The sequence below is a fragment of the Leucobacter manosquensis genome, from assembly GCF_018304845.1.
In the GTDB taxonomy this organism is placed as follows: domain Bacteria; phylum Actinomycetota; class Actinomycetes; order Actinomycetales; family Microbacteriaceae; genus Leucobacter; species Leucobacter alluvii.
Genome location: NZ_JAFEVO010000001.1, coordinates 1741026 through 1762937, shown reverse-complemented (window position 1 = coordinate 1762937; position 21912 = coordinate 1741026). Strand labels below are relative to the sequence as shown.

19 protein-coding genes are annotated in these 21912 nt (G+C 68.1%); 15 read left to right on the top strand and 4 right to left on the bottom strand.

The window, feature by feature from the left end; genetic code table 11:
• Nucleotides 1-103 precede the first annotated feature (103 nt).
• Nucleotides 104-1318 carry an NADP-dependent isocitrate dehydrogenase gene (locus JSQ98_RS08140; protein ID WP_090152143.1) on the top strand — a complete coding sequence of 405 codons (1215 nt, stop codon included), beginning with the start codon at nt 104-106 and terminating at the stop codon, nt 1316-1318.
• A gap of 215 nt (nt 1319-1533) precedes the next feature.
• On the opposite strand, the gene JSQ98_RS15390 is transcribed toward JSQ98_RS08140, so the two are convergent.
• The gene (locus tag JSQ98_RS15390; RefSeq protein WP_346058360.1) at nt 1534-2529 is read right to left on the bottom strand and encodes a LacI family DNA-binding transcriptional regulator; all 996 of its coding nucleotides are present in this window, start codon (nt 2527-2529) and stop codon (nt 1534-1536) included.
• A gap of 202 nt (nt 2530-2731) precedes the next feature.
• Between JSQ98_RS15390 and JSQ98_RS08130 the strand changes: the two genes are divergently transcribed.
• From JSQ98_RS08130 to JSQ98_RS08100, 7 genes are all read left to right on the top strand, one after another.
• Nucleotides 2732-4420, top strand: coding sequence for an ABC transporter substrate-binding protein (locus JSQ98_RS08130; RefSeq protein ID WP_234037525.1), 1689 nt, complete (start codon nt 2732-2734; stop codon nt 4418-4420).
• Between the two features lie 28 nt (nt 4421-4448).
• Nucleotides 4449-5399 carry an ABC transporter permease gene (locus tag JSQ98_RS08125; RefSeq protein WP_211649161.1) on the top strand — a complete coding sequence of 317 codons (951 nt, stop codon included), beginning with the start codon at nt 4449-4451 and terminating at the stop codon, nt 5397-5399.
• On the top strand, nt 5396-6331 hold the full coding sequence (locus JSQ98_RS08120; protein WP_090152131.1) for an ABC transporter permease: 936 nt from the start codon (nt 5396-5398) through the stop codon (nt 6329-6331). The genes JSQ98_RS08125 and JSQ98_RS08120 overlap by 4 nt, the downstream gene beginning before the upstream one ends.
• Nucleotides 6331-7176, top strand: coding sequence for an ABC transporter ATP-binding protein (locus JSQ98_RS08115; protein WP_211649159.1), 846 nt, complete (start codon nt 6331-6333; stop codon nt 7174-7176). Before JSQ98_RS08120 ends, JSQ98_RS08115 begins: the two co-directional genes overlap by 1 nt.
• Nucleotides 7173-8048, top strand: a complete 876-nt coding sequence (locus JSQ98_RS08110; RefSeq protein ID WP_211649158.1) for an ABC transporter ATP-binding protein — start codon at nt 7173-7175, stop codon at nt 8046-8048. Before JSQ98_RS08115 ends, JSQ98_RS08110 begins: the two co-directional genes overlap by 4 nt.
• A gap of 67 nt (nt 8049-8115) precedes the next feature.
• Nucleotides 8116-9180, top strand: a complete 1065-nt coding sequence (locus JSQ98_RS08105; protein ID WP_211649156.1) for a C45 family autoproteolytic acyltransferase/hydrolase — start codon at nt 8116-8118, stop codon at nt 9178-9180.
• Nucleotides 9181-9479: 299 nt separating this feature from the next.
• The gene (locus JSQ98_RS08100; protein WP_211649154.1) at nt 9480-10136 is read left to right on the top strand and encodes an FMN-binding negative transcriptional regulator; all 657 of its coding nucleotides are present in this window, start codon (nt 9480-9482) and stop codon (nt 10134-10136) included.
• Between the two features lie 49 nt (nt 10137-10185).
• Here the strand turns inward: JSQ98_RS08100 and JSQ98_RS08095 are convergent, their stop codons facing one another.
• Complete coding sequence (locus JSQ98_RS08095) at nt 10186-11205, bottom strand: LacI family DNA-binding transcriptional regulator (RefSeq protein WP_211649152.1); 1020 nt, start codon at nt 11203-11205, stop codon at nt 10186-10188.
• Between the two features lie 211 nt (nt 11206-11416).
• On the opposite strand from JSQ98_RS08095, the gene JSQ98_RS08090 reads away from it, so the two are divergent.
• The 7 genes from JSQ98_RS08090 to JSQ98_RS08060 are packed head-to-tail and all read left to right on the top strand — an operon-like array spanning nt 11417 to nt 18754.
• Nucleotides 11417-13069: an ABC transporter substrate-binding protein gene (locus tag JSQ98_RS08090; RefSeq protein ID WP_211649150.1), complete on the top strand. Its 1653-nt coding sequence runs from the start codon at nt 11417-11419 to the stop codon at nt 13067-13069.
• Nucleotides 13070-13081: 12 nt separating this feature from the next.
• A complete protein-coding gene (locus JSQ98_RS08085) occupies nt 13082-14053 on the top strand; it encodes an ABC transporter permease (protein ID WP_211649148.1) in 972 nt (323 codons plus the stop codon).
• Nucleotides 14050-14922, top strand: a complete 873-nt coding sequence (locus tag JSQ98_RS08080; RefSeq protein ID WP_211649146.1) for an ABC transporter permease — start codon at nt 14050-14052, stop codon at nt 14920-14922. The genes JSQ98_RS08085 and JSQ98_RS08080 overlap by 4 nt, the downstream gene beginning before the upstream one ends.
• On the top strand, nt 14919-15797 hold the full coding sequence (locus JSQ98_RS08075; RefSeq protein ID WP_249290780.1) for an ABC transporter ATP-binding protein: 879 nt from the start codon (nt 14919-14921) through the stop codon (nt 15795-15797). The genes JSQ98_RS08080 and JSQ98_RS08075 overlap by 4 nt, the downstream gene beginning before the upstream one ends.
• Entirely contained in the window at nt 15794-16567 is a 774-nt protein-coding gene (locus JSQ98_RS08070; protein WP_211649144.1) for an ABC transporter ATP-binding protein, read from the top strand. Before JSQ98_RS08075 ends, JSQ98_RS08070 begins: the two co-directional genes overlap by 4 nt.
• Complete coding sequence (locus JSQ98_RS08065; protein WP_211649142.1) at nt 16564-17637, top strand: endo-type 6-aminohexanoate oligomer hydrolase; 1074 nt, start codon at nt 16564-16566, stop codon at nt 17635-17637. The genes JSQ98_RS08070 and JSQ98_RS08065 overlap by 4 nt, the downstream gene beginning before the upstream one ends.
• Before the next feature lie 10 nt (nt 17638-17647).
• The gene (locus tag JSQ98_RS08060; RefSeq protein ID WP_211649140.1) at nt 17648-18754 is read left to right on the top strand and encodes a C45 family autoproteolytic acyltransferase/hydrolase; all 1107 of its coding nucleotides are present in this window, start codon (nt 17648-17650) and stop codon (nt 18752-18754) included.
• 171 nt (nt 18755-18925) lie between these two features.
• Here JSQ98_RS08060 and JSQ98_RS08055 read toward each other — a convergent pair whose 3' ends face one another.
• Both JSQ98_RS08055 and JSQ98_RS08050 read right to left on the bottom strand, forming a co-directional pair.
• Complete coding sequence (locus JSQ98_RS08055) at nt 18926-20581, bottom strand: amidohydrolase (RefSeq protein ID WP_211649138.1); 1656 nt, start codon at nt 20579-20581, stop codon at nt 18926-18928.
• 13 nt (nt 20582-20594) lie between these two features.
• Nucleotides 20595-21857, bottom strand: coding sequence for an MFS transporter (locus JSQ98_RS08050; RefSeq protein WP_211649136.1), 1263 nt, complete (start codon nt 21855-21857; stop codon nt 20595-20597).
• Nucleotides 21858-21912 lie beyond the last annotated feature (55 nt).

The following is a 21912-nucleotide window of genomic DNA, read 5'->3' as shown; positions in this document are numbered from 1 at the left end:
CAACGGGGCGGCAGCGGAGCGAATATATCTCGATGTCGAGATACTCAAACGGACTCGGGTAGAATGAATCCCGGCTCATATACGACGAAAAACGGGAGAAGCGTTGGCGAAGATCAAGGTTGAAGGCACGGTCGTCGAACTCGACGGCGACGAGATGACCCGCATCATCTGGCAGTTCATCAAGGACCGCCTCATCCACCCGTACCTCGACGTCACGCTCGAGTACTACGACCTGGGCATGGAGCACCGCGACGCCACCGACGACCAGGTGACGATCGACGCGGCCAACGCCATCAAGAAGCACGGCGTCGGCGTCAAGTGCGCGACGATCACGCCCGATGAGGCCCGCGTCGAAGAGTTCGGCCTGAAGAAGATGTGGCGCAGCCCGAACGGCACGATCCGCAACATCCTCGGCGGCGTCGTCTTCCGCGAACCCATCATCATCTCGAACATTCCCCGCTTGGTGCCCGGCTGGAACAAGCCGATCATCATCGGCCGCCACGCGCACGGCGACCAGTACAAGGCGACCGACTTCAAGGCCGGCCCGGGCAAGGTCACACTGACCTACGAGCCCGCCGACGGCTCCGAGCCGCAGCAGTTCGAGGTCGTCACGCTGCCCGAGAACGGCGGCGTGATCCAGGGCCAGTACAACTTCAACGACTCGATCCGCGACTTCGCTCGCGCATCGTTCAAGTACGGTCTCTCACGCGACTACCCGGTGTACCTCTCCACGAAGAACACCATCCTCAAGGCGTACGACGGCCAGTTCAAGGACATCTTCCAGGAGGTCTTCGACGCCGAGTTCAAGGAGCAGTTCGAAGAGCGCGGCCTCACCTACGAGCACCGACTCATCGATGACATGGTCGCCTCGGCCATGAAGTGGGAGGGCGGCTACGTCTGGGCCTGCAAGAACTATGACGGCGACGTGCAGTCGGACACCGTGGCGCAGGGCTTCGGCTCGCTCGGACTCATGACCTCCGTGCTGATGACCCCCGACGGGCAGACGGTGGAGGCGGAGGCCGCCCACGGCACCGTCACTCGCCACTTCCGTCAGCACCAGCAGGGGAAGCCGACGTCGACCAACCCCATCGCCTCGATCTTCGCCTGGACGCGCGGCCTCGCGCACCGCGGCAAGCTCGATCAGAACCAGGAGCTGATCGCCTTCTCCGAGACCCTCGAAGACGTCGTCATCAAGACCGTCGAGTCGGGCAAGATGACGAAGGACCTGGCGCTGCTCGTCGGCCCGGATCAGGGCTACCAGACGACCGAGGAGTTCCTCGCTTCGATCGACGAGAACCTGGCTGCCCGTCTGGCCTAGTGCGTTCGGCGCGAAGGCGCGCGGTGAAATGGGGATCGGTGCTTCGGCGCCGGTCCCCGTTTTCGTGTGCTCGGGATGAGCGGGTCCGGCTTCGGTGGGAGATTCGGCTTCGGTGAGAGCTGAGCCCGGCTGTACGACTCACCGAAGCCGAATCTCACACGGCGGCAACGCGATGAGCGGCAACGCGATGGGCGGCACCGGGATGAGCGGCGGCCTCAGCCCCGCATCGTCGACTCGCGCACGTCGAGCGTGGCTCGAGGTACTTCGAGCGGCACCGTGAGCGGCGTGCCCTCGGCGAGGTGCACGGCGACTTCGACGGCTCGCGCCGCGATCCCCTCCGGGTGGAGGTCGAGGGTGGTGACGCTGGGCTGTGAGATGCGGTTCTGCAGCGCTCCGGAGCCCGCGGCGAGCAGCAGGTCCTCCGGCACGCGGATCCCGTGGCGGTGTGCAGCGGCATTCAGTCCGGCGGCGTGGCGGCCGGTCAGGCAGAAGAGTCCGTCTGGGCGGGTTCCGGTCGCCGCGCCGAAGAACCGTTCGATCGCGGCTTCTCCGATGCGCTCGCCCTCCGCTTCGGGGAACGCTGCGATGTCGGGTGTCTGGCCCCGACGCTCGCACCAGGCGAGGTAGGCCTCTTCCGACTCCCGGTTCCAGGCGTTCTGATCGGTGCCGGTGAGCAGTGCGACGCGTTCGGCGCCCGCCTCGGCGAGGTGGTCGAGTGCGAGCTCCGTCTCCTCCCAGTCGCGCGTCGCGAGCTCGATGAACTGGCCGCGCCGCGCGGGGTCGGAGCCGACGGAGACGAACGGGATGTGGCGTTCGGAGAGCATCGTGAGCACCGGGTCGTTCGCGAAGGGCTCCGACACGATGTACGCGTCTGCTGCGGTGGCGCTCAGCGGCGCACCGGGGCGGGTGGGGTCGTCGACGAGCATCATGCTGTAGCCGCGCTCCATCGCCGCGAGTGAGGCCGCGCCGGCCATCCTGAGGAAGTAGTCGACGCCTTCCGGGAGGAAGGTGTCGAGCGATCGCAGTGGCCGGATCACGAGTGCGAGCAGCCCGAGGCGGGAGTTCTGCAGCCCTCGGGCGATCGGACTCGGCCGATATCCGATCTGGCCCGCGACGAGGGCGATGCGGTCGGCCGTCTCCTGCCGCACGACGCCCTTGCCGTTGAGGGCGTGCGAGACGGTGGTGGGCGAGACGCCGGCGGCTTTCGCCACGTCTTTGATGGTTGGTCGCCCGCTCGCTTGCACCTCGTCAGAATAGCCGGTCGGCTGTGGGCCGGCAGAACGATTCCCAGGCGGCCCTCGGCCGATCCGTCACCGAAACGTGATAACCAAACCGTTTTTCACAAACCGTTTTGGGTGCTAGCATCGCCGGTGGGTCTTCGCTCGGCGGGTGTCGGGATGAGGAGCTTCAACGATGAAACTTCGAATGGAGAACAACGTGAAATTCGCACCGATTCGGGCGTCTATCGCCCTGCTTGCCGTCGGGGGCCTCGCCCTCGCGGGCTGCGCGACCGGAAGCCGCGGAGGTGACGCCGCGACACCGTCGGAAGACACGGAGCTGCTGCAGACCACGCCGGAGGCCACCGCGGAAGCCGACACCGTCGCCTGGAACTCGACCTACGGTGAGCTCGCCAGCCTCGACCCGGTCAAGGCCTTCAACTATCCCGAGAACACGATCGTGTCGAACCTCTGCGAGCCGCTCTTCGAGATGCAGCCGGACTTCTCGGTGCAGCCGAACCTCGCGACCGAGTCCAACACCGATGACGGGAAGACCTGGGTCTTCGGCATCCGCGACGACGTGACGTTCTGGGACGGCACACCGATGACGGTCGACGACGTCGTGTACTCGATCAAGCGCCACCTCGATCCCGCCGAGGGCAGCTACTGGGGCGGTGGCGTGGTCGCCAATATCGCCGAGGTCGCTGCCACGGGTGAGAACGAGGTCACGATCACGCTCCAGACCCCCGACTACACGCTGCCGTCGTCGCTCAGCACGATCATCGGCGTCGTCGTGCAGCAGGCGCAGCGCGAGGCCGCGGGCGAGAACTACGGAAACCCTGAAGCCGGCGTGATGTGCACCGGCCCCCTGAAGTTCACGCCGGGCAACTGGAAGCAGGGGCAGTCGATCACGCTCGAGCGCTACGACGACTACTGGGATGCCGACGGAAAGGCGATGGCGAAAGAGGTCAGCATCGGCTTCGTCGTCGACCCGACCGCCATCGCGAACGGTCTGAGCACCGGCGAGATCCAGGGCTCCTACGACGTGCCGCTGCCCGCCCTGAATCAGCTGGGATCGAGCGAGACCGGCGAGCTGTACGCCGGCCAGGGCATGCAGAACATGGCGATCATCTCCACCGGCGAGGGCGTCTTCGGCGACCCAGCGGTGCGTCGGGCGCTGACTCGCGCCACGGATCGTCAGGCGATCGCCGACACCGTCTACGAGGGCACGGGAACACCGGCGCGCTCGGTCGTCCCGCAGTCGCCGTGGGACGCGGTCGAAGAGACGTCGCCCGGCATCGCCGACCTGCGCGACGAGCAGCTCCCGGACCTGAGCTTTGACATCGAGGCCGCGAAGGCCGAGCTGGAGGACGCGGAGGTCGACCTGACCCAGCCGATCAAGATCGCCTACCCGAGCGAGCGCAGCTTCTACGCCGACATCCTGAACGAGATGGCGAACGGCGCGAAAGAACTCGGCATCACGCTGGAACCGACCGGAGTGCCGAGTGCCCAGTTCGGCGCCTTCTTCTCCGATCCGGAGGCGCGAGCGGGGTACGACGGGTTCGTCACCACCAACTACCTGAGCGCACCCGATCCGCTGCTGCATCTCATCAGCGTCGCCAAGACCGGCAGCGATCAGAACTACTCCGGCTTCTCCGATCCCGCCGTCGATGCGGCGCTCGACGCGGCCATCGGCGAGAGCGACGATGCCGAGCGCGCGAAGCTGACGGTCGAAGCTGAGGCTCTGATCATGCAGGAGCAGCCGTGGGTGCCGATCAACGACCTCGCGGTGCGCATGTACATGGACGAGAGCATCACCGGTGCTCCTGCGTCGTTCGTGTACCTCTACTACCCGTGGGCCGCTGACCTCGGCGCCACCGCCTGAGCCGAGTACCAGCAGGAAGGGATCGTCCATGGTCTACGTGTTCAAACGGCTCGGCGCGCTGCTCGCCGTGCTGATCGTCTCGAACTTCATCGTGTTCTCAGGCATGTACCTGGCTCCGGGAAGCCCCGAGCAGTTCCTCGTGCAGGGGCGAACGGTGAGCCCTGAGGTGCTCGCCTCGATCCGTGCGCAGTACGGCCTGGACGATCCCTTCCTTCTCAGGTACTGGCATTGGCTGATCGATGTGCTCCAGGGCAACCTGGGGCGCTCGCTGGTCACTCAGCAAGACGTCACGACGCTCGTCGCGACCCGCATCCCGACGACGCTGTACCTCGCCGGTTTCGCGGCCCTGCTCATCATCGTGTTCGGGATCGGCCTCGGCGTGCTCGCCGCGACCCGTTCAGGCGTGTTCGAGAAGATCGTCGTGTTCGGATCGAACCTCGGGTTCGCCGTCCCCACGTTCTTCGCCGCACTGGTGCTCATGTTCATCTTCGGATCCAATCTCGGCTGGTTCCCCGTCTCGGGCTCCGGCGAGGGATTCCTCGATCGGCTCTGGCACCTGACGCTCCCCGCAATCGCGCTCGCGTTCCCCGGCATCGCCGTGGTCGCGAGGATCACGCGAACCGCGGTGCGCGAGGAGCAGGGATCCGAGCACGTGATCATGGCGATCGCGCGCGGAGTGCCGAAGCAGCTGGTGCTGTGGCGGCACACGATCCGGAACTCGATGCTGCCGGTGACGACCGTCATCGGCACGCAGGTCGCGGGGCTGCTCGCCAGCGCCTTCGTGATCGAGTACGCGTTCACGCTCGACGGCATCGGATCGCTGCTCGTGAACTCCGTTCAGAAGAAGGATTTCGCGGTGGTGCAGGCGATCGCGCTGGTCATGGTGCTCGCATTCGGCATCGTCAACCTCATCGTCGATCTGCTGTACTCCGTGATCGATCCCCGAGTCCGTCTCAGCAAGGGAGTGACGACACGATGACATCCCAGAAGCCCGCGAGCGAGCCCGGCACCGGCACTCGCTCGCAGAACACCATCGCGGTGCAGCTGCTCCGCAAGCACCGGGGCGACGTGCCCGTGTCGGGCTGGCGTCTGCTGAGGCGCCGCCTCGGGCCGGTCGGCGTCGGCAGCCTCATCGTCATCGCGCTGGTGGTGCTCATGGCGATCCTCGCTCCGATCATCGCCCCCTACGATCCGTACGCCGGCGCCGTCACGGCCCGCCATGAGGCGTGGAGCCTCGCGCACCTGCTCGGCACCGACCAGTCGGGCCGCGACATCCTCTCCCGGATCATCTGGGGTGCCCGCACGAGCCTCATCGGCCCGACCATCGTCACGATCGTCACCGCGGTGCTCGCGACCCTGCTCGCACTCACGGCGGTCTGGTTCGGCGGAAAAGTGGACGCCTTCATCAGCCGCATCCTCGACATCCTGTTCGCGTTCCCCAACATGCTGCTCGCGATCCTCGCCGTCGCCATCTTCGGGCCGTCGATCCTCACCGCCTCCCTGGCGCTCGCGATCGGGTTCGTCCCGTACTCGGCGCGCGTGATCCGCTCGGTGGCGCTTCGCGAGCGCAATCTGCCCTACGTCGCCTCGGCGCGCCTGCAGGGGATCTCGGGCTTCCTCATCACCGTTCGCCACATCCTGCCCAACGTGCGCACGCAGATTCTGACCGGCATGACCATCAACTTCGGGTACGCGATGATCGAACTCGCGGCGCTCTCCTTCCTCGGGCTCGGCGTGCAACCGCCGACTCCCGACTGGGGGCTCATGGTCTCCAACGGTCAGGCTTCGCTGCAGCAGGGGTTCTGGGAGCAGAGCATCTTCGCAGGCCTCGCCATCGTCATCACCGTGGCGGCGTTCGGCTACGTCGGTGAGCAACTCGGCGGACGTCGTGCCGCAGGAAGGATCCGCTGATGCTGCAGGTCGATTCACTCGTGCTCACGGTCACCGACCCGGATTCGGGTCAGGCCACCGAGATTCTGCACGGCAACTCCTTCACCCTCCGCTCGGGCGAAGCGCTCGGCCTCGTCGGTGAATCGGGCTCGGGCAAGTCGATGACCCTGAAGTGCATTCTCGGCATCGAACCCTCGAGCGCGCGCGTCGAAGGCTCCATCGAGCTCGACGGCACCGACCTGCTCGGCTCGGGCGGCGAAGAACTCCGCCGGATCCGCGCCAATGATCTCGCCCTGATCTCGCAGAATCCGCACGGATCGCTGAACCCCGTGCTGCCGGTCGGCCGCTTCCTGATCGAGGGCATGAGCGACGCCCGTTCGCTTCCCGCCGCGCAGGCGCGAACGCGTGCGGCGGAGCTGCTGCGCCAGGTCGGCATCGATGACACGGAGCGCGTGCTGCGTTCCTATCCGCATCAGCTCTCGGGCGGCATGCTGCAGCGCGTCGTGATCGCGGGAGCCATGTCGGGCGACCCGAAGCTGCTGCTCGCCGATGAGCCGACCACCGCTCTCGACGTCACCACCCAGGCCGAGGTCGTCGCGATCCTCGATGAGAAGCGCCGCGAGCACGGGCTCTCGATGATCTACGTCACCCACGATCTCGACCTCGCGGCGGCGATCTGCGACCGGCTCGCGGTGATGAAGGACGGCGAGATCCTCGAGATCGGCACTCCTGAGGAGATCCGGGATCGGCCGAAGACGGAGTACACGAGGGCGCTCATGTCGGCGCGGCCGCAGCTGTACCCCGATGGGGCTCCGCAACAGGCTCCCGGCACCGGCCCACTGACGAACACGGAGGATCGAGCATGACCGAGACGTCCCCTGCCCAGTCGGCGACGCGGGGCGATGCAGCCCCCATCATCGAGGTCGAGCACCTCGAGCGCACCTTCCACCTCAGCCGCACCGCGAGCGTCACCGCGCTCGACGATGTCTCGTGCGCGCTGCGAGCCGGCACCTGCCTCGCGGTCGTCGGCGAATCGGGTTCCGGGAAGTCGACCCTGGCGCGCGTGATCGTCGGGCTCGAGACGGCGGACGCCGGGGAGGTGCGGATCGCAGGGACGCCCGTGCGGCCCACCACCTCGCGACGGGCGCTGCACGAGCGCGCCAAACTCGTGCAGATGGTCTTCCAGGACCCGCAGGGGTCGCTCAACCGCTCCCTGCCCGTCGCGGCGACGATCAACGAGATGCTGCAGGCGCACCGCCCCGATCTCGACCGGGCCGGGCGCCGCGCACGTCTGCTCGAGCTCTTCGCGGAGGTCGGTCTCACCGAGCGTCACGCCGACGCCAAGCCGGAAGCACTCTCCGGCGGGCAGAAGCAGCGCGTCGCGATCGCGCGAGCCCTCGCGGCCGAGCCGGAGGTGCTCGTGCTCGACGAAGCCGTCTCCGCGCTCGACGTGTCGGTGCAGGCGCAAGTGCTGGATCTGCTGAAACGGCTGCGGAGCGAGCACGGCCTGTCGTACCTGTTCATCACCCACGATCTCTCGGTCGTGCGCGACATCGCCGACGACGTCGTGGTGATGCGCACCGGGCGCATCATCGAGCGCGGCACGGTCTCCGACATTCTCGACCACCCCACGGATCCGTACACCCGCCTCCTCCTCGCCTCGGCGCCCCGCCCCGGCTGGAAGCCCCGCCGTGGGCTTCGCGACGCTCTCATCGGCGGGGCTGATCGCACGCCGTGACACCGGCGACGACGTCGCCCTCCGCTCCGCGGGCACTCGCCCGACCCTCCACAGAAAGCACTGCTGCATGACTACACAGACCGATCGCCTGCACCTCGACGTCACGGGTGCGACCGCCCATGAACTCGGGGTGAGCCGCGGCTCAGCACTCCGCGGCTCGCTGCCGACGGCATACGCGAAGTACGCCGAACTCTTCCGCATCCTGGGCGTCTCCGAGGAGATGGAACGCGATGGCGTCTCTCGCGTGGTGGCAGCGGTGGATTCGTGGCGCCCCGAGCTGCTCGAGCAGCTCAGGGGTGTCGCTGACGGAGCCGGTGTGCCGTTCGAGCACGTCGTCGCACTGAACGCGCGCACCGAGCTGATCGCACTCGGCACCCGAGGCGCGAGCGAGTGCTCGACCGTCACGGCCCGCCTCGGGGATCACCGGCTCGGCGTGCAGACCTGGGACTGGCACGTCGAACTCGACGCGTACTGGCACACGCACACCGTGACGGGGCACGGGCTGCGGTATGCCGGTCTCACCGAGCAGGGGATCCTGTCGAAGATCGGCGTGAACGAGGCCGGGCTGGCACTGCACTTCAACATCCTCGGTCACGCGAGCGACGGACCGGATGGCATCCCCATGCATCTGCTGTCGAGCACGGTGCTGTCGGAGTGCGCCTCGGTCGATGAGGCGGTTGCGCTGGTGCGCTCGGCGCCGATCGGATCGTCGTCGGCCTTCACCATGCTCGACGCCGCGCGCGCGGTCTCGCTCGAGATCAGCCCGGTCGGGATCTTCGAGATACCGGAAGTCGAGGGGTCGGTGCAGCGAACGAACCACTTCCAGCACGCTGAGCCGCTGATGGCGCAGAAGAGCGAGATCTACGAACCCGATTCGACCGAGCGGCTCGATCTCGTGCGCGAGCGGCTGGCCGCTGGAGTACCGGAGTCGTCGACCGAGCTCGTGCGCCTGCTGCGCTCCGAACCCGGTCAGCCACCGCTCACCTGCATTCCCGACATGTCGAAGGAGTACGGCGATCGGTGGGGCACGCTCGCGACGATCGTCACCGACCCCGACGTCCGGACGATTCGGATCTTCGACGGCATGCCGCAGGCCAGTGAAGCCGGGGAATGGCGCGTGCTGACCGTCTGACGGGCGCGGCCGCTCTGGGCGGCCGCAGCTTGGCGTCGCCGCAGCTTCGGGCCCCCGCAGCGGGTCGCCGCAGCTACGGTGAGCGATTCGGCTTCGGTGAGACAGTTTGCTCGCCGAACTCCTCACCGAAGCTGTATCCCGCACCGATGCCGCGGGGGACGGCCGGCACTGGCATGGGCATGCGGGACACTGCTGCCTGCAGCGCGCCACTGGCATAAAACGTTTTACTTGCCTAGGCTGACGGTACGCACCGCGTCCGATGTGATGCGCAGCGCCGCTCACGCCGCAAGGAGTCCCTCATGCACACCTATCCGAGTTACGTCGCTCCGTCAGGTCGCGCCATCGTCGAGTTCGTGAGGGATCACCCCTTCGCCGTGCTCGCGACGTCGACCGGTGGGGCGCCCGTCGCGACCCACGTCCCCATCGTCTTCCCACCGGAGGTCGAGCCGGGGGAGACTCTGGTCGGCACGCGCCTCTGGGGGCACATGGGGACGGCGAATGCGCACTGGCGGCAATTCGCTGAGCGGCCTCATGCGCTGCTCGTCTTCGCGTCGTCCCACGCCTATGTGTCGCCCAGCGTCTACGAGTTCACCCCGGCCGTGCCGACGCTCGACTATGCGACGGTGCACCTGACCGGCCGCGTCACCGTGCTCGAAGCGGCGGAGGCGAATCTCGCCGTCGTGGAGCAAACCGTCGCGCAGCTCGAGGGCGCGCGGGGAGAGCCGTGGGACCCCACGGAATCGAGGCACGTGTTCGAGAAGATCCTCGACGGGGTGGTGTCGTTCACGATCGACATCGAGAGCGAAACGGCGATGTTCAAGCTCAGCCAAGACATGCCGGCGGACGTGCACGGCCGCGTGCGGCACGACTTGCTCGAGGGGGATCACCTGCACCCCGACGTCGCCGAGCTGATGGAGCAGGTCGGGATCGACTGCCCGCACCGGGCGCGAGAGTGAGGCACGGCAGTCGGCGCACTGCACTGGGCTGACCGCGCCTGGTCCTGCCTCACTCCGCGCGTTGCGACGACCTCCGCACGATGAGTTCGGAGGCGACGAGGCGCCGCCCTTCCGGGGCCTGGCCGCGCGTGATTCGCGCCAGAAGCTCGACCGTCTCCCTCGCGAGCACTTCGGGCCTCAGGTCGATCGCGGTGATCGGCGGCTCGGCGGTTCGCGTCTGCGCTGCATCCGTGCCGCAGGCGAGGAGGTAGTGCTCGGGGGCGACGTAACCGCGCTCTCGCATCGCCTCCTGGATTCCGGCGGCATGGCGCCCCGTCAACGAGTAGATGGCATCGGGCACGCCGTTCGCGAGGAGCTGCGGAACGAGGTCCCGCCCCCCGGCCTCGCCGAGCCCCTCCGGGCTGCGGAAATGGCGCGGGGTGGCGCCGTGTTCTGAGCACCACTGCAGGTACGCCGATTCGGCATCGGCGTTCCACGAGTTGTCGTCGGTGCCCCCGACGAAAGCGATGCTGCGGGCGCCGCCTGCTGCCAGGTGATCGAGCGCGGTGCGTGTTGCGGCAGCGTCGTCCGAGGCGACCCAGTTCGATGCCTCGGGCTTGCCGGGGTCGCGCCCGAGGGTGACGTAGGGGATCGACCGGCTCTCGAGGAGATCCACGACGGGGTCGTCGCGCACGGGGTCCGTGACGACATAGCCGTCGAGTGAGAACGCCAGTGGTGTGACCGGCCCCTTCACGAGATCGGCCACCTGCATCAGGCTGAGGCCGTGGTCGAGCGCGCTCACCGCGGCGGCGCCGGCGAAGCGGAGGAAGTAATCGACGCCGGGCGGGCTGTAGTTCGCGAGCGCGTCGAGCGGTCGGAGCACGATGCCGATGACGCCGATCTGCGAACGGCGGAGACCGCGCGCGAGCGCGTCGGCCTGGTAGCCCATCGCGGTGGCGATCTCCCGGATGCGCGCACGAGTCTCCTCGGAGAGTGTTCCCTTCTCGTTGAGGGCGTGCGACACCGCCGTGATCGATACGCCAGCTCGAGCGGCGACGTCCTTGATGGTGACGTTGCGGTGACCGGCCATTCGTTCTCCTCGCATCCTGTGAACGACCCTAGTGGCAATGGCGGGCATAAATCGATACATGCATCGTTTGATGACAATTCGGTTACGTGATTGCATAAAACGATTTGTGAAGCTAGCTTGATGACTCAGGGCATTCCGCACCGAAGCGGAGCCGCGGGACTCGTCACGCTGCGAACCCCACTCACCACAGTCTGTCGAAGGAGTCACTACGGTGTTGAAACTCTCACGAACGCGCGTCAGGACCGCATCCGGCGCCGCACTGGCACTCGGGCTCGCCTGCATGCTCAGCTCTTGTGCAGCGCCGCCTTCGAGCGGCCCAGCCGCAGCGCAGGAGGAGGCGGCTCCCGGCTTCTTGGCGGTCGCCGACTCGGCGCTCGACGGGCAGGGCGCGCTCACCGTGCAGCTCGACTACGACACGAGCGAAGCCGACGGTCTCGACCCGGCAACAGCGCAGACCGCCCGCTCATGGAGCATCATGGGCCTCGTCTACGAGACGCTCGTCACCACCGACGAGAACTTCGAGATCCAGCCCGAGCTTGCCACTGCCTGGGAGCAGCCCGACGACACCACGTACGTGTTCACCATCGACACGACCGCGACCTTCTCGAACGGGCGGGCCGTGACCGTCGACGACGTCGTCGGCAGCCTGCAGCGCCAGGTCGACAGCATGAGCGTCTGGTCGGGGCAGATGGGGCCGATCGAGTCCATCGAGGCCACGGGCGACGATCAGGTGACGGTGCGACTCAGCAGCCCCTACGCGCCGTTCCTCGCGGCGCTCGCCAACACCCCTGCCGCGATCCTGCCCATGCAGGAGGTGAACGACGGCAGCCTCGACCTCGCAACGACGATGCTCGGCACCGGACCGTACGTCGTCGACGCGCATCGGCAGGATGAATCGTGGACGTTCACGGCCAATGCCGATTGGCGCGGAGGCGACGACCTCGCCGTCCAGACGCTGGAGCTGCAGATCGTCGATCAGGAGACCACGCGTCAGGCCGCACTGCGAGAGGGCAGCGCGGGTCTTGCGAACTTCGGCAGCATCGACGCGCTCACCCAGCTCGCCGATGCCGGCGACGTGCAGGTCGTCAATCAGACGCAGAGCGACTTCTACTACGTCAACGTGAATTCCCAGGTCGAAGGCTCACCGCTGCAGGATCAAGACGTGCGGTTCGCCATCAACACGGCGATCGACCGTCAAGCGATCGCCGATATCGTCTTCGCAGGTGAGACGACTCCGACGGGCGCGACCCCGTCGAACCTGCCAGGGGCGTGCGCCGTGGACGCACTCCCGTCGGTGCAGGCCAGTGTCGAAGACGCGCAGAAGCTCATCGAGGAGTCGGGCGCCGGCGACGTCACGCTCGACATGGTCGTCTACACCTCGGAGCCGGTCATGGGTCAGATCGCCCAGCTCGTGCAGCAGCAGCTCGCCGAGATCGGCGTCACCGTCAACATCGAGCAATTCGACACCGCGACCTACAACGCTCGCGTCTTCACCGCACAACCGGGCGACTTCGATCTGTCGCTGGGCTGGTTCGCGGGGTACGTCGACCCGTCGATGGTGACGAAGTGGTGGAATCCGGAGCAGGCCGGCTTCAACCTCGGATTCACCGGTCAGCATGACGACCTCAACGCGCTCATCGCTGAAGGAGCGGAAGTCACCGACCCCGATGAACGAGCCGAAGTGCTCACGGAACTGTGCGCGACTGCGGATGAGTACTCCGAGATCGTGCCGCTCGTGCACCGTCCATCGATCGTCGGGTACGACGCCGGAGCGGTGAGCCCGACGATCCAGAGCAACGAGGGCTACGGCGACATCTTCCGGGACATCACCGCGTACCGCCTTCCCGACACGGCTTCCGAGTAACGAAGGACGGGCATGCTGCAACAACTCCGCTGGTCGGCCGGGCGGGTGATGAGTGCGCTCATCACCCTGCTCGGTGTGTCGATCCTGATCTTCACCGCGGTGAGACTGATGCCGGGAAGCTACGAGGACATCATTCTCGGCCCGCTCGCCTCGCCGGAGGAGCGGGCGGCACTCGCCGCGGCCTACGGCCTCGATCAGCCCCTCATCATCCAGTACTTCTCCTGGATCGGCCAGATCGTCTCCGGCGACCTGGGGACCTCGTTCGTCACCCAGAGCCCGGTCAGCGCCGAACTCGGCGCGCGGATCCCGGTGACGGCCCTGCTGACCGTCATGGCCCTCATCATCACGGTCGTGATCGGCATCCCTCTCGGAGTGTGGACCGGGGTGCGCGCAGGGGCGAAACAGGGCGGTGCCGTCGGTCGCATCGTGTCGGGCCTCGGCATCAGCGTGCCGGAGTTCGTGCTCGGCAGCGTGGTCGTCTTCGTCTTCTCCCGATTGGCGCTCGGCATTCAGGTCGGCGGCTTCTCACGCATCGGCTCGGGATTCGGGCCGACGTTCCAGGCGCTCCTGCTCCCGGCCGTCGTGCTCTCGGTGTTCTGCGTCGCGGCCGCGGCCCGCACCACGCGCGACGCCGTGATGAACGTGCTCGTCGAGCCGCACATCGCCGCCGCGGTCGCCCGAGGTGAGACGCCGTGGCACATCGTTCGCAACCATGTGATGCGCAATGCCGGCATCCCCATCCTCACCCTCCTCGCCACCATCACCGCTTACCTGCTCGGCGGTGCCGTGATCGTCGAGACCATCTTTAACATCCCCGGCCTCGGCTCCTTCATGGTGACCGGCCTCGACCGCCGCGACTTCGCCGTCGTGCAGGCATCGGTGCTCTTCGCCGCGGCCGTATTCATCGTGGTGAGCCTCGTGCTCGATCTGATCACGAGCGCGCTCGACCCTCGTGTCGCAGTCACCGGGAAGGCAGGATCATGACCACGTATTCGCTCCCGCTCGTCCGCCGCAAGCGGCCGCCGAGCACGCGCCCCGCCAGAGACGGGCTCTTCGTCGGCGCAGTGGCGACGCTGACCGCGATCGTCGGCATCGCCGTCGTCGCCGCGATCGTGCCGTTCGCCGGCGACCCCGCCAAGATCGTCGGCCCCCGGCTCAGCCCGCCCTCAGCGGCGGCACTGCTCGGCACCGATGCGCTTGGCCGCTCGGTGCTCGCCCGGCTGCTCGAAGGCATCGGGACCACGCTCGTGCTCTCCGCAGTGGCCGTGCTCTGCACCGCGGTGATCAGCATCGTGCTCGGCATGGTCGCCGGGTACCTGGGAGGGTGGACGCGCGAGGGCGTCATGCGCTTCGTCGACGTGCTCTACTCGTTCCCGTCGATCGTGCTCGCCATTCTCATCGCGGCGGTCGTCGGCCCTGGCCAGGTTGCTGCTCTTGCGAGCATCGTCCTGGTGACCGTGCCGCTGATGACGCGTATGGTGAGTGCAGCTTCCCTGGCGGTCGCGAAGCGAGACTTCGTGACGACCGCCAAGATCAGCGGCGTCTCCGGCCCGGTGATCCTCTTCCGCCACGTGCTGCCCAACATCAGCGGCACGATCGCAGTGCAGGGCACTTACGCGCTGTCAGTCGGCATCCTGGTCGAAGGCGGCTTGAGTTTCCTCGGGTACGGCGTGCAGCTGCCGCAGTCATCGCTGGGGCTGCTGATCCAGGAGGGGTCGAGCTACATGGTGCAGGCGCCCTGGCTGCTGTTCGCACCCGCCGTCGTGCTGGTGCTGGCGATCCTCGCCATCAATCTCGTGGGCGACACCCTGCGGGATCGCCTCGACCCGCGCGAGACAAGGAGTCTGGTATGAACGCGGACGCACCCGAGCCATTCGTCTCGATCTCGAGCCTCAGCGCGGAGTACCGTTCGCGGCTCGGAGTGACCCGCGCCCTCGAAGACGTCTCGCTCGACATCGCGCCCGGCGAGCTCGTCGCGATCGTCGGGGAATCCGGATCGGGCAAGACGACGATCTCCCACGCCATCGGGCGCATGCTGCCTCGCGCATGCCGCATCACCGCGGGCGAGGTGCGCGTGCTCGGGCACGACCTGGCATCGCTCGCCCCCGACGATGTGAGGCGGATACGCCGTGAATCGCTCGGCTTCATCCCGCAGGATCCGATCGCTTCCCTCAACCCGACGATGCGCATTCGGCGCCAGCTCGAGCTCGCACTCGCCCCGCTGGGGCGCCCGACGGACGCGGCCTCGCTCACAGCGCTGCTCGGGAGCGTGAAGATTCTCGAACCCGAGCGCGTGCTTCGCCTGTTCCCGCACGAGGTCTCTGGCGGCATGGCTCAGCGCATCGCGATCGCGCTCACCATCGCCCGCGAACCGCGCATCCTCATCGCCGACGAGCCGACCGCGTCGCTCGACGCCCAGGTGCGCGACGAGATCCTCGAACTGATCGTCGACTTCGTGCGGCGCTCAGGCGCGAGTCTCATCTGGATCAGCCACGACCTCGGGGCCGTGCGCAAGTGGTGCGATCGAGTCGTGGTGATGCACCGCGGCCGGATCGTCGAGACCGGACCGACCGCACGGGTGCTCGACGCGCCAGAGGCCGAGTACACGCGCGCCCTCGTGGCGGCGATCCCGGCGCGCAAGGGACCGGACGGCACGACGCCGGATCGCGCGCGGGCCGCATCCAGCACCAGTCGTGCGACGTCGCACCATTCGGAGGAGATCTCATGACGGCGACCGAGACGAACGCGGTACTCGAGATGCGCGATGTGAGCGTCTCGTTCACGAGTGGCGCCGGCGCGAAACGACGCACGGTACGAGCGATGAACGGCGTCACGCTCGACGTCGCTCCCGGCGAGACCCTCGGCCTCGTCGGCGAATCCGGGTCGGGCAAGACCACGACGGCCGCCGTAGCGCTCGGACTGCGCGCGCCCGACAGCGGCGAGGTGCGTCTGCTCGGCCGACCACTCAGCCGGTCGCGGAGAGCCACGGCCGGCAAGATCCAAGCGGTTCTCCAGCACCCCCACTGGTCGCTCAACCCACGGCGACGGGTGGGCGAATCCGTGCGCGAACCGCTCACCGTCGCGAGACGAGATCTCTCGCGCGAGCAGCAGCGGGCGAGAGTGGGCGAGATGCTCGAGCATGTCGGGCTGAACCCCGGGTTCGCCGAACGCTACCCCCACGAACTCTCGGGCGGGCAACGGCAGCGAGTCTCGGTCGCACGCGCACTCATCACGGAACCCCGCTTCATCGTCTTCGATGAAGCGGTCAGTGCGCTCGACGTCGCGGTGCAGTTGCAGATCCTGTCACTGATTCGCGAACTCCAGCAGGAGCACCGCTTCGGCGCGCTCTTCATCTCGCACGATCTCGGTGCGGTGCAGCGCGTGGCGGACCGGGTCGCCGTGCTGTTTCGAGGCGATCTCGTCGAAACCGCGCCCACCGAGCACTTCTTCGACGCCCCGGCCCATCCCTACTCGCAACAACTCCTGGAGTCCCTGTGAACACCTCATCCCACGAACCGCACGCGCTCGCAGACATCGACTCCGGCGCGGTGATCGACCCAGCACCGCGCCTCGCCGGCGCACCCGTCTTCGGCGGACCGGGCAACGGCGACTTCGACCTCGTGCCGCAGCGGAGTGACGGACGCGAACGGCTGCGCTTCGACTTCCCCGGTGTGCGCATCGGTTCGGCGCATTACGCGGAGGGGCCGACCGGGGCGACCGTGATCCACCTGCCGGCAGGCGCACGCACCGCGGTCGACGCGCGCGGCGGCGCAGTCGGGCTCGCTGGCGGCTACGACTTCAATCACGCCATCTGCCTCGCCGGTGGCTCCGTGTACGGGTTGGAGGCAGGAGCCGGTGTCAGCGATGCGCTGCTCGAGCGCTTCGAGAACCGCACCGGGTTCGCCGACCTGCAGCTCGTCTCGTCGGCGATCATCTACGACTTCTCAGCGCGCTCCACATCCGTCTACCCTGACCGGGAGCTCGGCCGCGCCGCGTTCGACTTCGCGGTCGAGGGCGAGTTCGCGCAGGGCCGCGCCGGCGCCGGAATGAGCGCCTCTTCCGGGAAGGTGGATTGGGAGCGCACGGAGATCACCGGTCAGGGCGCCGCATTCAGGCAGATCGGGGATGTGCGCATCCTCGCGGTCGTGGTGCCGAATCCCGTCGGAGTCATCCTCGATCGCGCCGGGCGCGTGGTCCGGGGAAATTACGATGCGGCTACGGGAGAGCGCCGCCATCCCGTCTTCGACTACGCCGAGGCGTTCGCCGAGCACCGGGCGGCAGAGACGCAATCGGGCAATACGACCATCAGCGCGCTCATCACGAACGTGAAGATGAGCACCGTCGAGCTGAACCAGTTCGCGAAGCAGGTGCACAGCTCGATGCACCGGGGTATCCAGCCCTTCCATACCGACATGGATGGCGACACCCTGTTCGCGGTGACGACCGATGAGATCGACCTCCCCATCAGTCCCGGCTCATCACGAGGCCGGCTCTCGGTCAATGCCACCGCGCTCGGAGCAATCGCCTCCGAAGTCATGTGGGACGCGCTGCTCGAAGCGGCGAAGTAGCGGGGGACGAATGGACATCATCACGACGACCGTTGCAGGAGTCGGACCGCGAGCGCGCGGCACCGAGATCGGGGTGCGCTTCGGCGCCGAGATCCGCGAGACCGTGGGTGGCTACCTCGACTTCTTCGGGGTGCGCGGACTCACTGAGGATCGCGTGCGCGAGATCGCAGACAGCTGCTTCGACGCGTTGCGCGCCTGGGCTCCCCACCTCGCCGTCGAGCTCGAGGCGACCGCGCTCGCCGCTGAGGTTCCGCTCTGGCAGCTGGCCGCGCTGAACGCCCGAACCGAGGTGCTCGCCGTCGTCGAACCCGACGCCGAGGGGGAGTGCTCGACCGCGGTCTTCGCGCCGCGCGGCCCTGGTCTGCCGGAGAGCATCCAGACCTGGGACTGGCACGAGTACCTGTGCCGCGCGGGGCTCGTCATGTCGTACACGCCGGATGCCCCGGCGGGGGCGTCGGCTTCCACGAGGGTGGGGCGCGTCACGCTGTTCACCGAGTTCGGCGTGCTCGGCAAGATCGGCGTCAATGACGCGGGCGTCGGCGTCCACTTCAACATCCTGCATCACGCGAGCGATCGCGGTGTCGGGGGAGTGCCGGTGCACGCGATCGCCCGGCGCGTGCTCGACGAGGCGACCTCCGTCGATGCGGCGGAGGCCATCATCGCATCGGCGCCGGCCAGTGCGTCGACGGTGCTCACCGTCGTCGCCGGGGCGGACGCCGAGCACCGCGCTGCGTGCTTCGAGATCTCGTCGGACGGGCTCGCTGCGGTGCGCCCCGACGAGCAGGGGTGGCTCGCGCATACGAACAACTTCCTCGCCCCGTCCCAGGTGCCGGGGGAGGCGACGACCGACACCTCGACGACCTACGCGCGCTTCGACCACGTCGTCGCACAGCGGCCGCACATGGCTGGGCTCCCCATCGAGCAGCGCGCTCGGGCGATGGCGGGTGAGGCGGGCGCGTTCGCTCCCATCTGCTTCCGCCCCGACCCCTCCGAGCCGCTGCACGAGCAGTGGTCGACGCTGCTCACGGTCGGCTTCGATCTCGCGGCGGGCCGGCTCGAGTACTACCCTGGCTCACCCGTCGCGATGGCGGAGCACGGCGCGAGCCGATTCGGCTGACCGCCTGACGCTCACCAAATTAGCGGTGGCTTCGCCGCTGGGGCTTCTCCGTTGGGGTTTCGCCGGCCCGGCTTCGGTGAGCGATTCGGCTTCGGTGAGGCGCTTCGTGCACCGAGCTCCTCACCGAAGCCGGATCATCCACGGGCGAGCGCGGCGCCGGCCGCGCGCGGTTCAGCGCACCACGGGCACCCCGTCGACGTACGTCGCGACGACGCCGATGGTGGCGAGCTCCTGCGCTGAGACCGAGAGCGGGTCTGCGGAGAATACGGTGAACGCCGCGCGGGCGCCTGGCCGCACCTCGCCCTCGTCGACGACCCCGATCGCGCGGGCCGCGTGGGAGGTGTACCCCTCGAGCGCCTGCGTTGCGGTGAGCGCCTGCTCCGGCTGAATCGGGGCGAGTTCGGGCCGGGCAATCGGGGCGCGGAGGATCGCCTCTGCCATCATCACACGCGGGTCGTACGGGGTGACCGGCCAGTCGCTGCCGAGCGCCAGCACCGCCCCCGAGTCTCGGATGTCGCGGCACCGCCACCCGTGCGACGCGCGCTCCTCGCCGAGTCGCACCGACCAGTTGTCGGTGCGGTCCGCCCGCGTGTGGCGCGTGCCGTGGATGGGCTGCATGCTGGCGGCCACGCCGAGCTCGGCGAAGCGCGGCACTGTGCCGTCGGGGATCGTCTCGATGTGCTCGATGCGGTGCGCAGCCAGGCGGGCGACCGCTCCGAGCGATTCGATCGCGTCGAGCACGAATGCCACGCCCTGATCGCCGATCGCGTGCGTCGCCGTGGCGATCCCCCGCTCCGCGAAGAACCCGAGTGCCTCCCGGTAGGCTGCCGGGTCGGTCCAGATGGAGCGGCGCCCCTGGCCGTAGCAGTCGGGCTCGTGCAGCCAGGCCGACCCGTTGTCGACGGTGCCGTCGATCATGAACTTGACGCCTTCCACGCGCCACCTGCGTCCGTGCAGACCCTGCAGTGCCGCGATCTGCTCCAGCGTCGCCGTGGTCGATCCGGGCGGCACCATCGGTGAGAATCGCAGCCGGATCGGCAGGTCGCCGCGCGACTCGAGCGTTTCGAGCACCTCCCGGCTGCCCGGGTGGAAGTCCATAACGTGCGTACCGGTGATGCCGCTCGCCGCCATCCCGTCGAGCACGACGCCGAGCCGGTCGGCGAGTTCGTCGGTGCCCTCGCTCGGGATGTGCGCCAGCACGAGGTCCATCGCGGCGAGCTCCAGCAGGTACCCGGTGGGGGCGCCCTGCTCGTCCACGCCGACCGCCGACTCGTCGGGGAACGTCTCGCGCCCGGTGAGGCCGACGGCAGCGATGCCAGCGCTGTTGATCACGGCCGAGTGAGCGTCGCGCAGGCGGAGGAACGCGGGATGCCCGGCGGCGGCGTCATCGAACAGCTTTCCGGTGAATCCCGTCTCGGTGAAGATGTTCGGGTCGGTTCCCCACCCGAAGATCCACGTGCCGGGAGCGGCCTCGGCAACGGCACCGGCGATGCGATCCTGCGCCTCTGCGAGCGTGAGATCGGTGAGCTGCACGCCTCGCGTCAGTTCGAGCCCGAACACGATGTGCGTGTGGCCGTCGACGAGGCCGGGCACCAGCGTCGCACCGGGGTGCTCGTCGATGACGGTGCGGTCGCCGACGTGGATCGCCAAATCGTCTCGCGAGCCCACGGCGATGATACGGCCGTCACGGATCGCCACGGCGTCGGGGTCTGCCGGGTGGGAGGCCGCCGCGTCCGCGAAGGTGCGGATGCGGTCCACGGCGATCACGCGGTCCGCGATTTCGAAGGGTTCGGCGGTTGCCGCGGGGGAGGAGGCTGAGTGGGTCATGCTGGTCTCCGGGTCAGTGCTGCTGGACGGGAGCGGTGTCGGGGTGCGCGGCCGCTGCTTGAACGACGGGCACGGCAGTGGTGTTGCCCTGCTCGAACTTGCGGCTGCGGCGCGCGATGACGAAGAGCGCGGCGGCGAACACCACGCTGGGAATCGACACGGTGATCGCGTACTGCAGCGGGGTGAGCAGCCCGACGAGCTGGCCGCCCACCAGGGGGCCGAATGCGACGCCGGCGAGGTAGAAGCCCGACACGAGCACTCCGGTGCGGCCGGTCACGTCCATGATGGCGGCGAGACCGGTGAACAGCACGAGGATCGCGCCGTACATGACGCCCCAGATGAGGATCGCGACGGTGTACGCGAGCGGGGTCGTGCTCGTCACCATGATGAACTTGGTGACGGTGCTGACCGCGATGATGATGGCGAATGACCAGCTGCGTCCGAGCCAGCGCAGTGCGAGGGGTGCGAGCAGCGCTCCGACGAGACCGCCGAGCACCTTCCCGGCGAGCAGCGAGCTGTTCGTCTCGGGGCTGATGTCGGATTGCTGCGCGAGCACGCTCGTCATCGAGTAGACCATGTCTTCGGTCAGCGACCAGAGCAGGATGGAGACGGCGAAGACCAGAGCGGCGGCTCCGATGGTGGTGCGCACCCGGCCGTCGCCCCTGTCGATGGCGCCGGTCGCGTCGAGTGCGCTCGCCGGCAGGTTGGGCAGGCCGCCGGCGAGCAGCAGCCCGATGACCCCGAGCGCAGCGATCACGATGAGCACGGTGCGCAGGTCGTTGTGGAAGATCGGGGCGATGGCGAGCAGCGCGGCCGCGCCGAGGCGGTTGATCACCATGATCGTGGTCACCGTGCGATCGGGGTTGCGGGTCGATGACGCTGCGGCGGTGCCGGTCGCGATCATGATGCCTGCGCCGATGCCGCCGACGATCAGTCCGATCATCACGGTCGGTGTGGTGAGGATCGCGGCGGGAAACCCGTATCCGACGATCATCAGGAGGAGGCCGACCCGTCCGAGCTTCGGCCGGTCGGCGCGGGCGATGAAGCGGTTCGTCACGAACATGGCGAGCGCGGATCCGGCGGTCATGCCCGTCGCGAGCGCGCCGGCTGCCGCGATGTCGACACCGAGGTCTTGCACCATCGCCGCGATGAGCACGGGCACGAGGTTCGCGGCCATGAGTGCGAACACCCAGGTGCCGACGAACCCGAAGACGACCCTGCCCGTGAGTGCGGCGAGACCGCTTGCGGCGGGATTCGGGGGAGAGGTGTTCGACATGGGACTCCTTCGTCGCGTGATCGGGGTGAGCGCGGCGGGCGCCGACGGCGCTCAC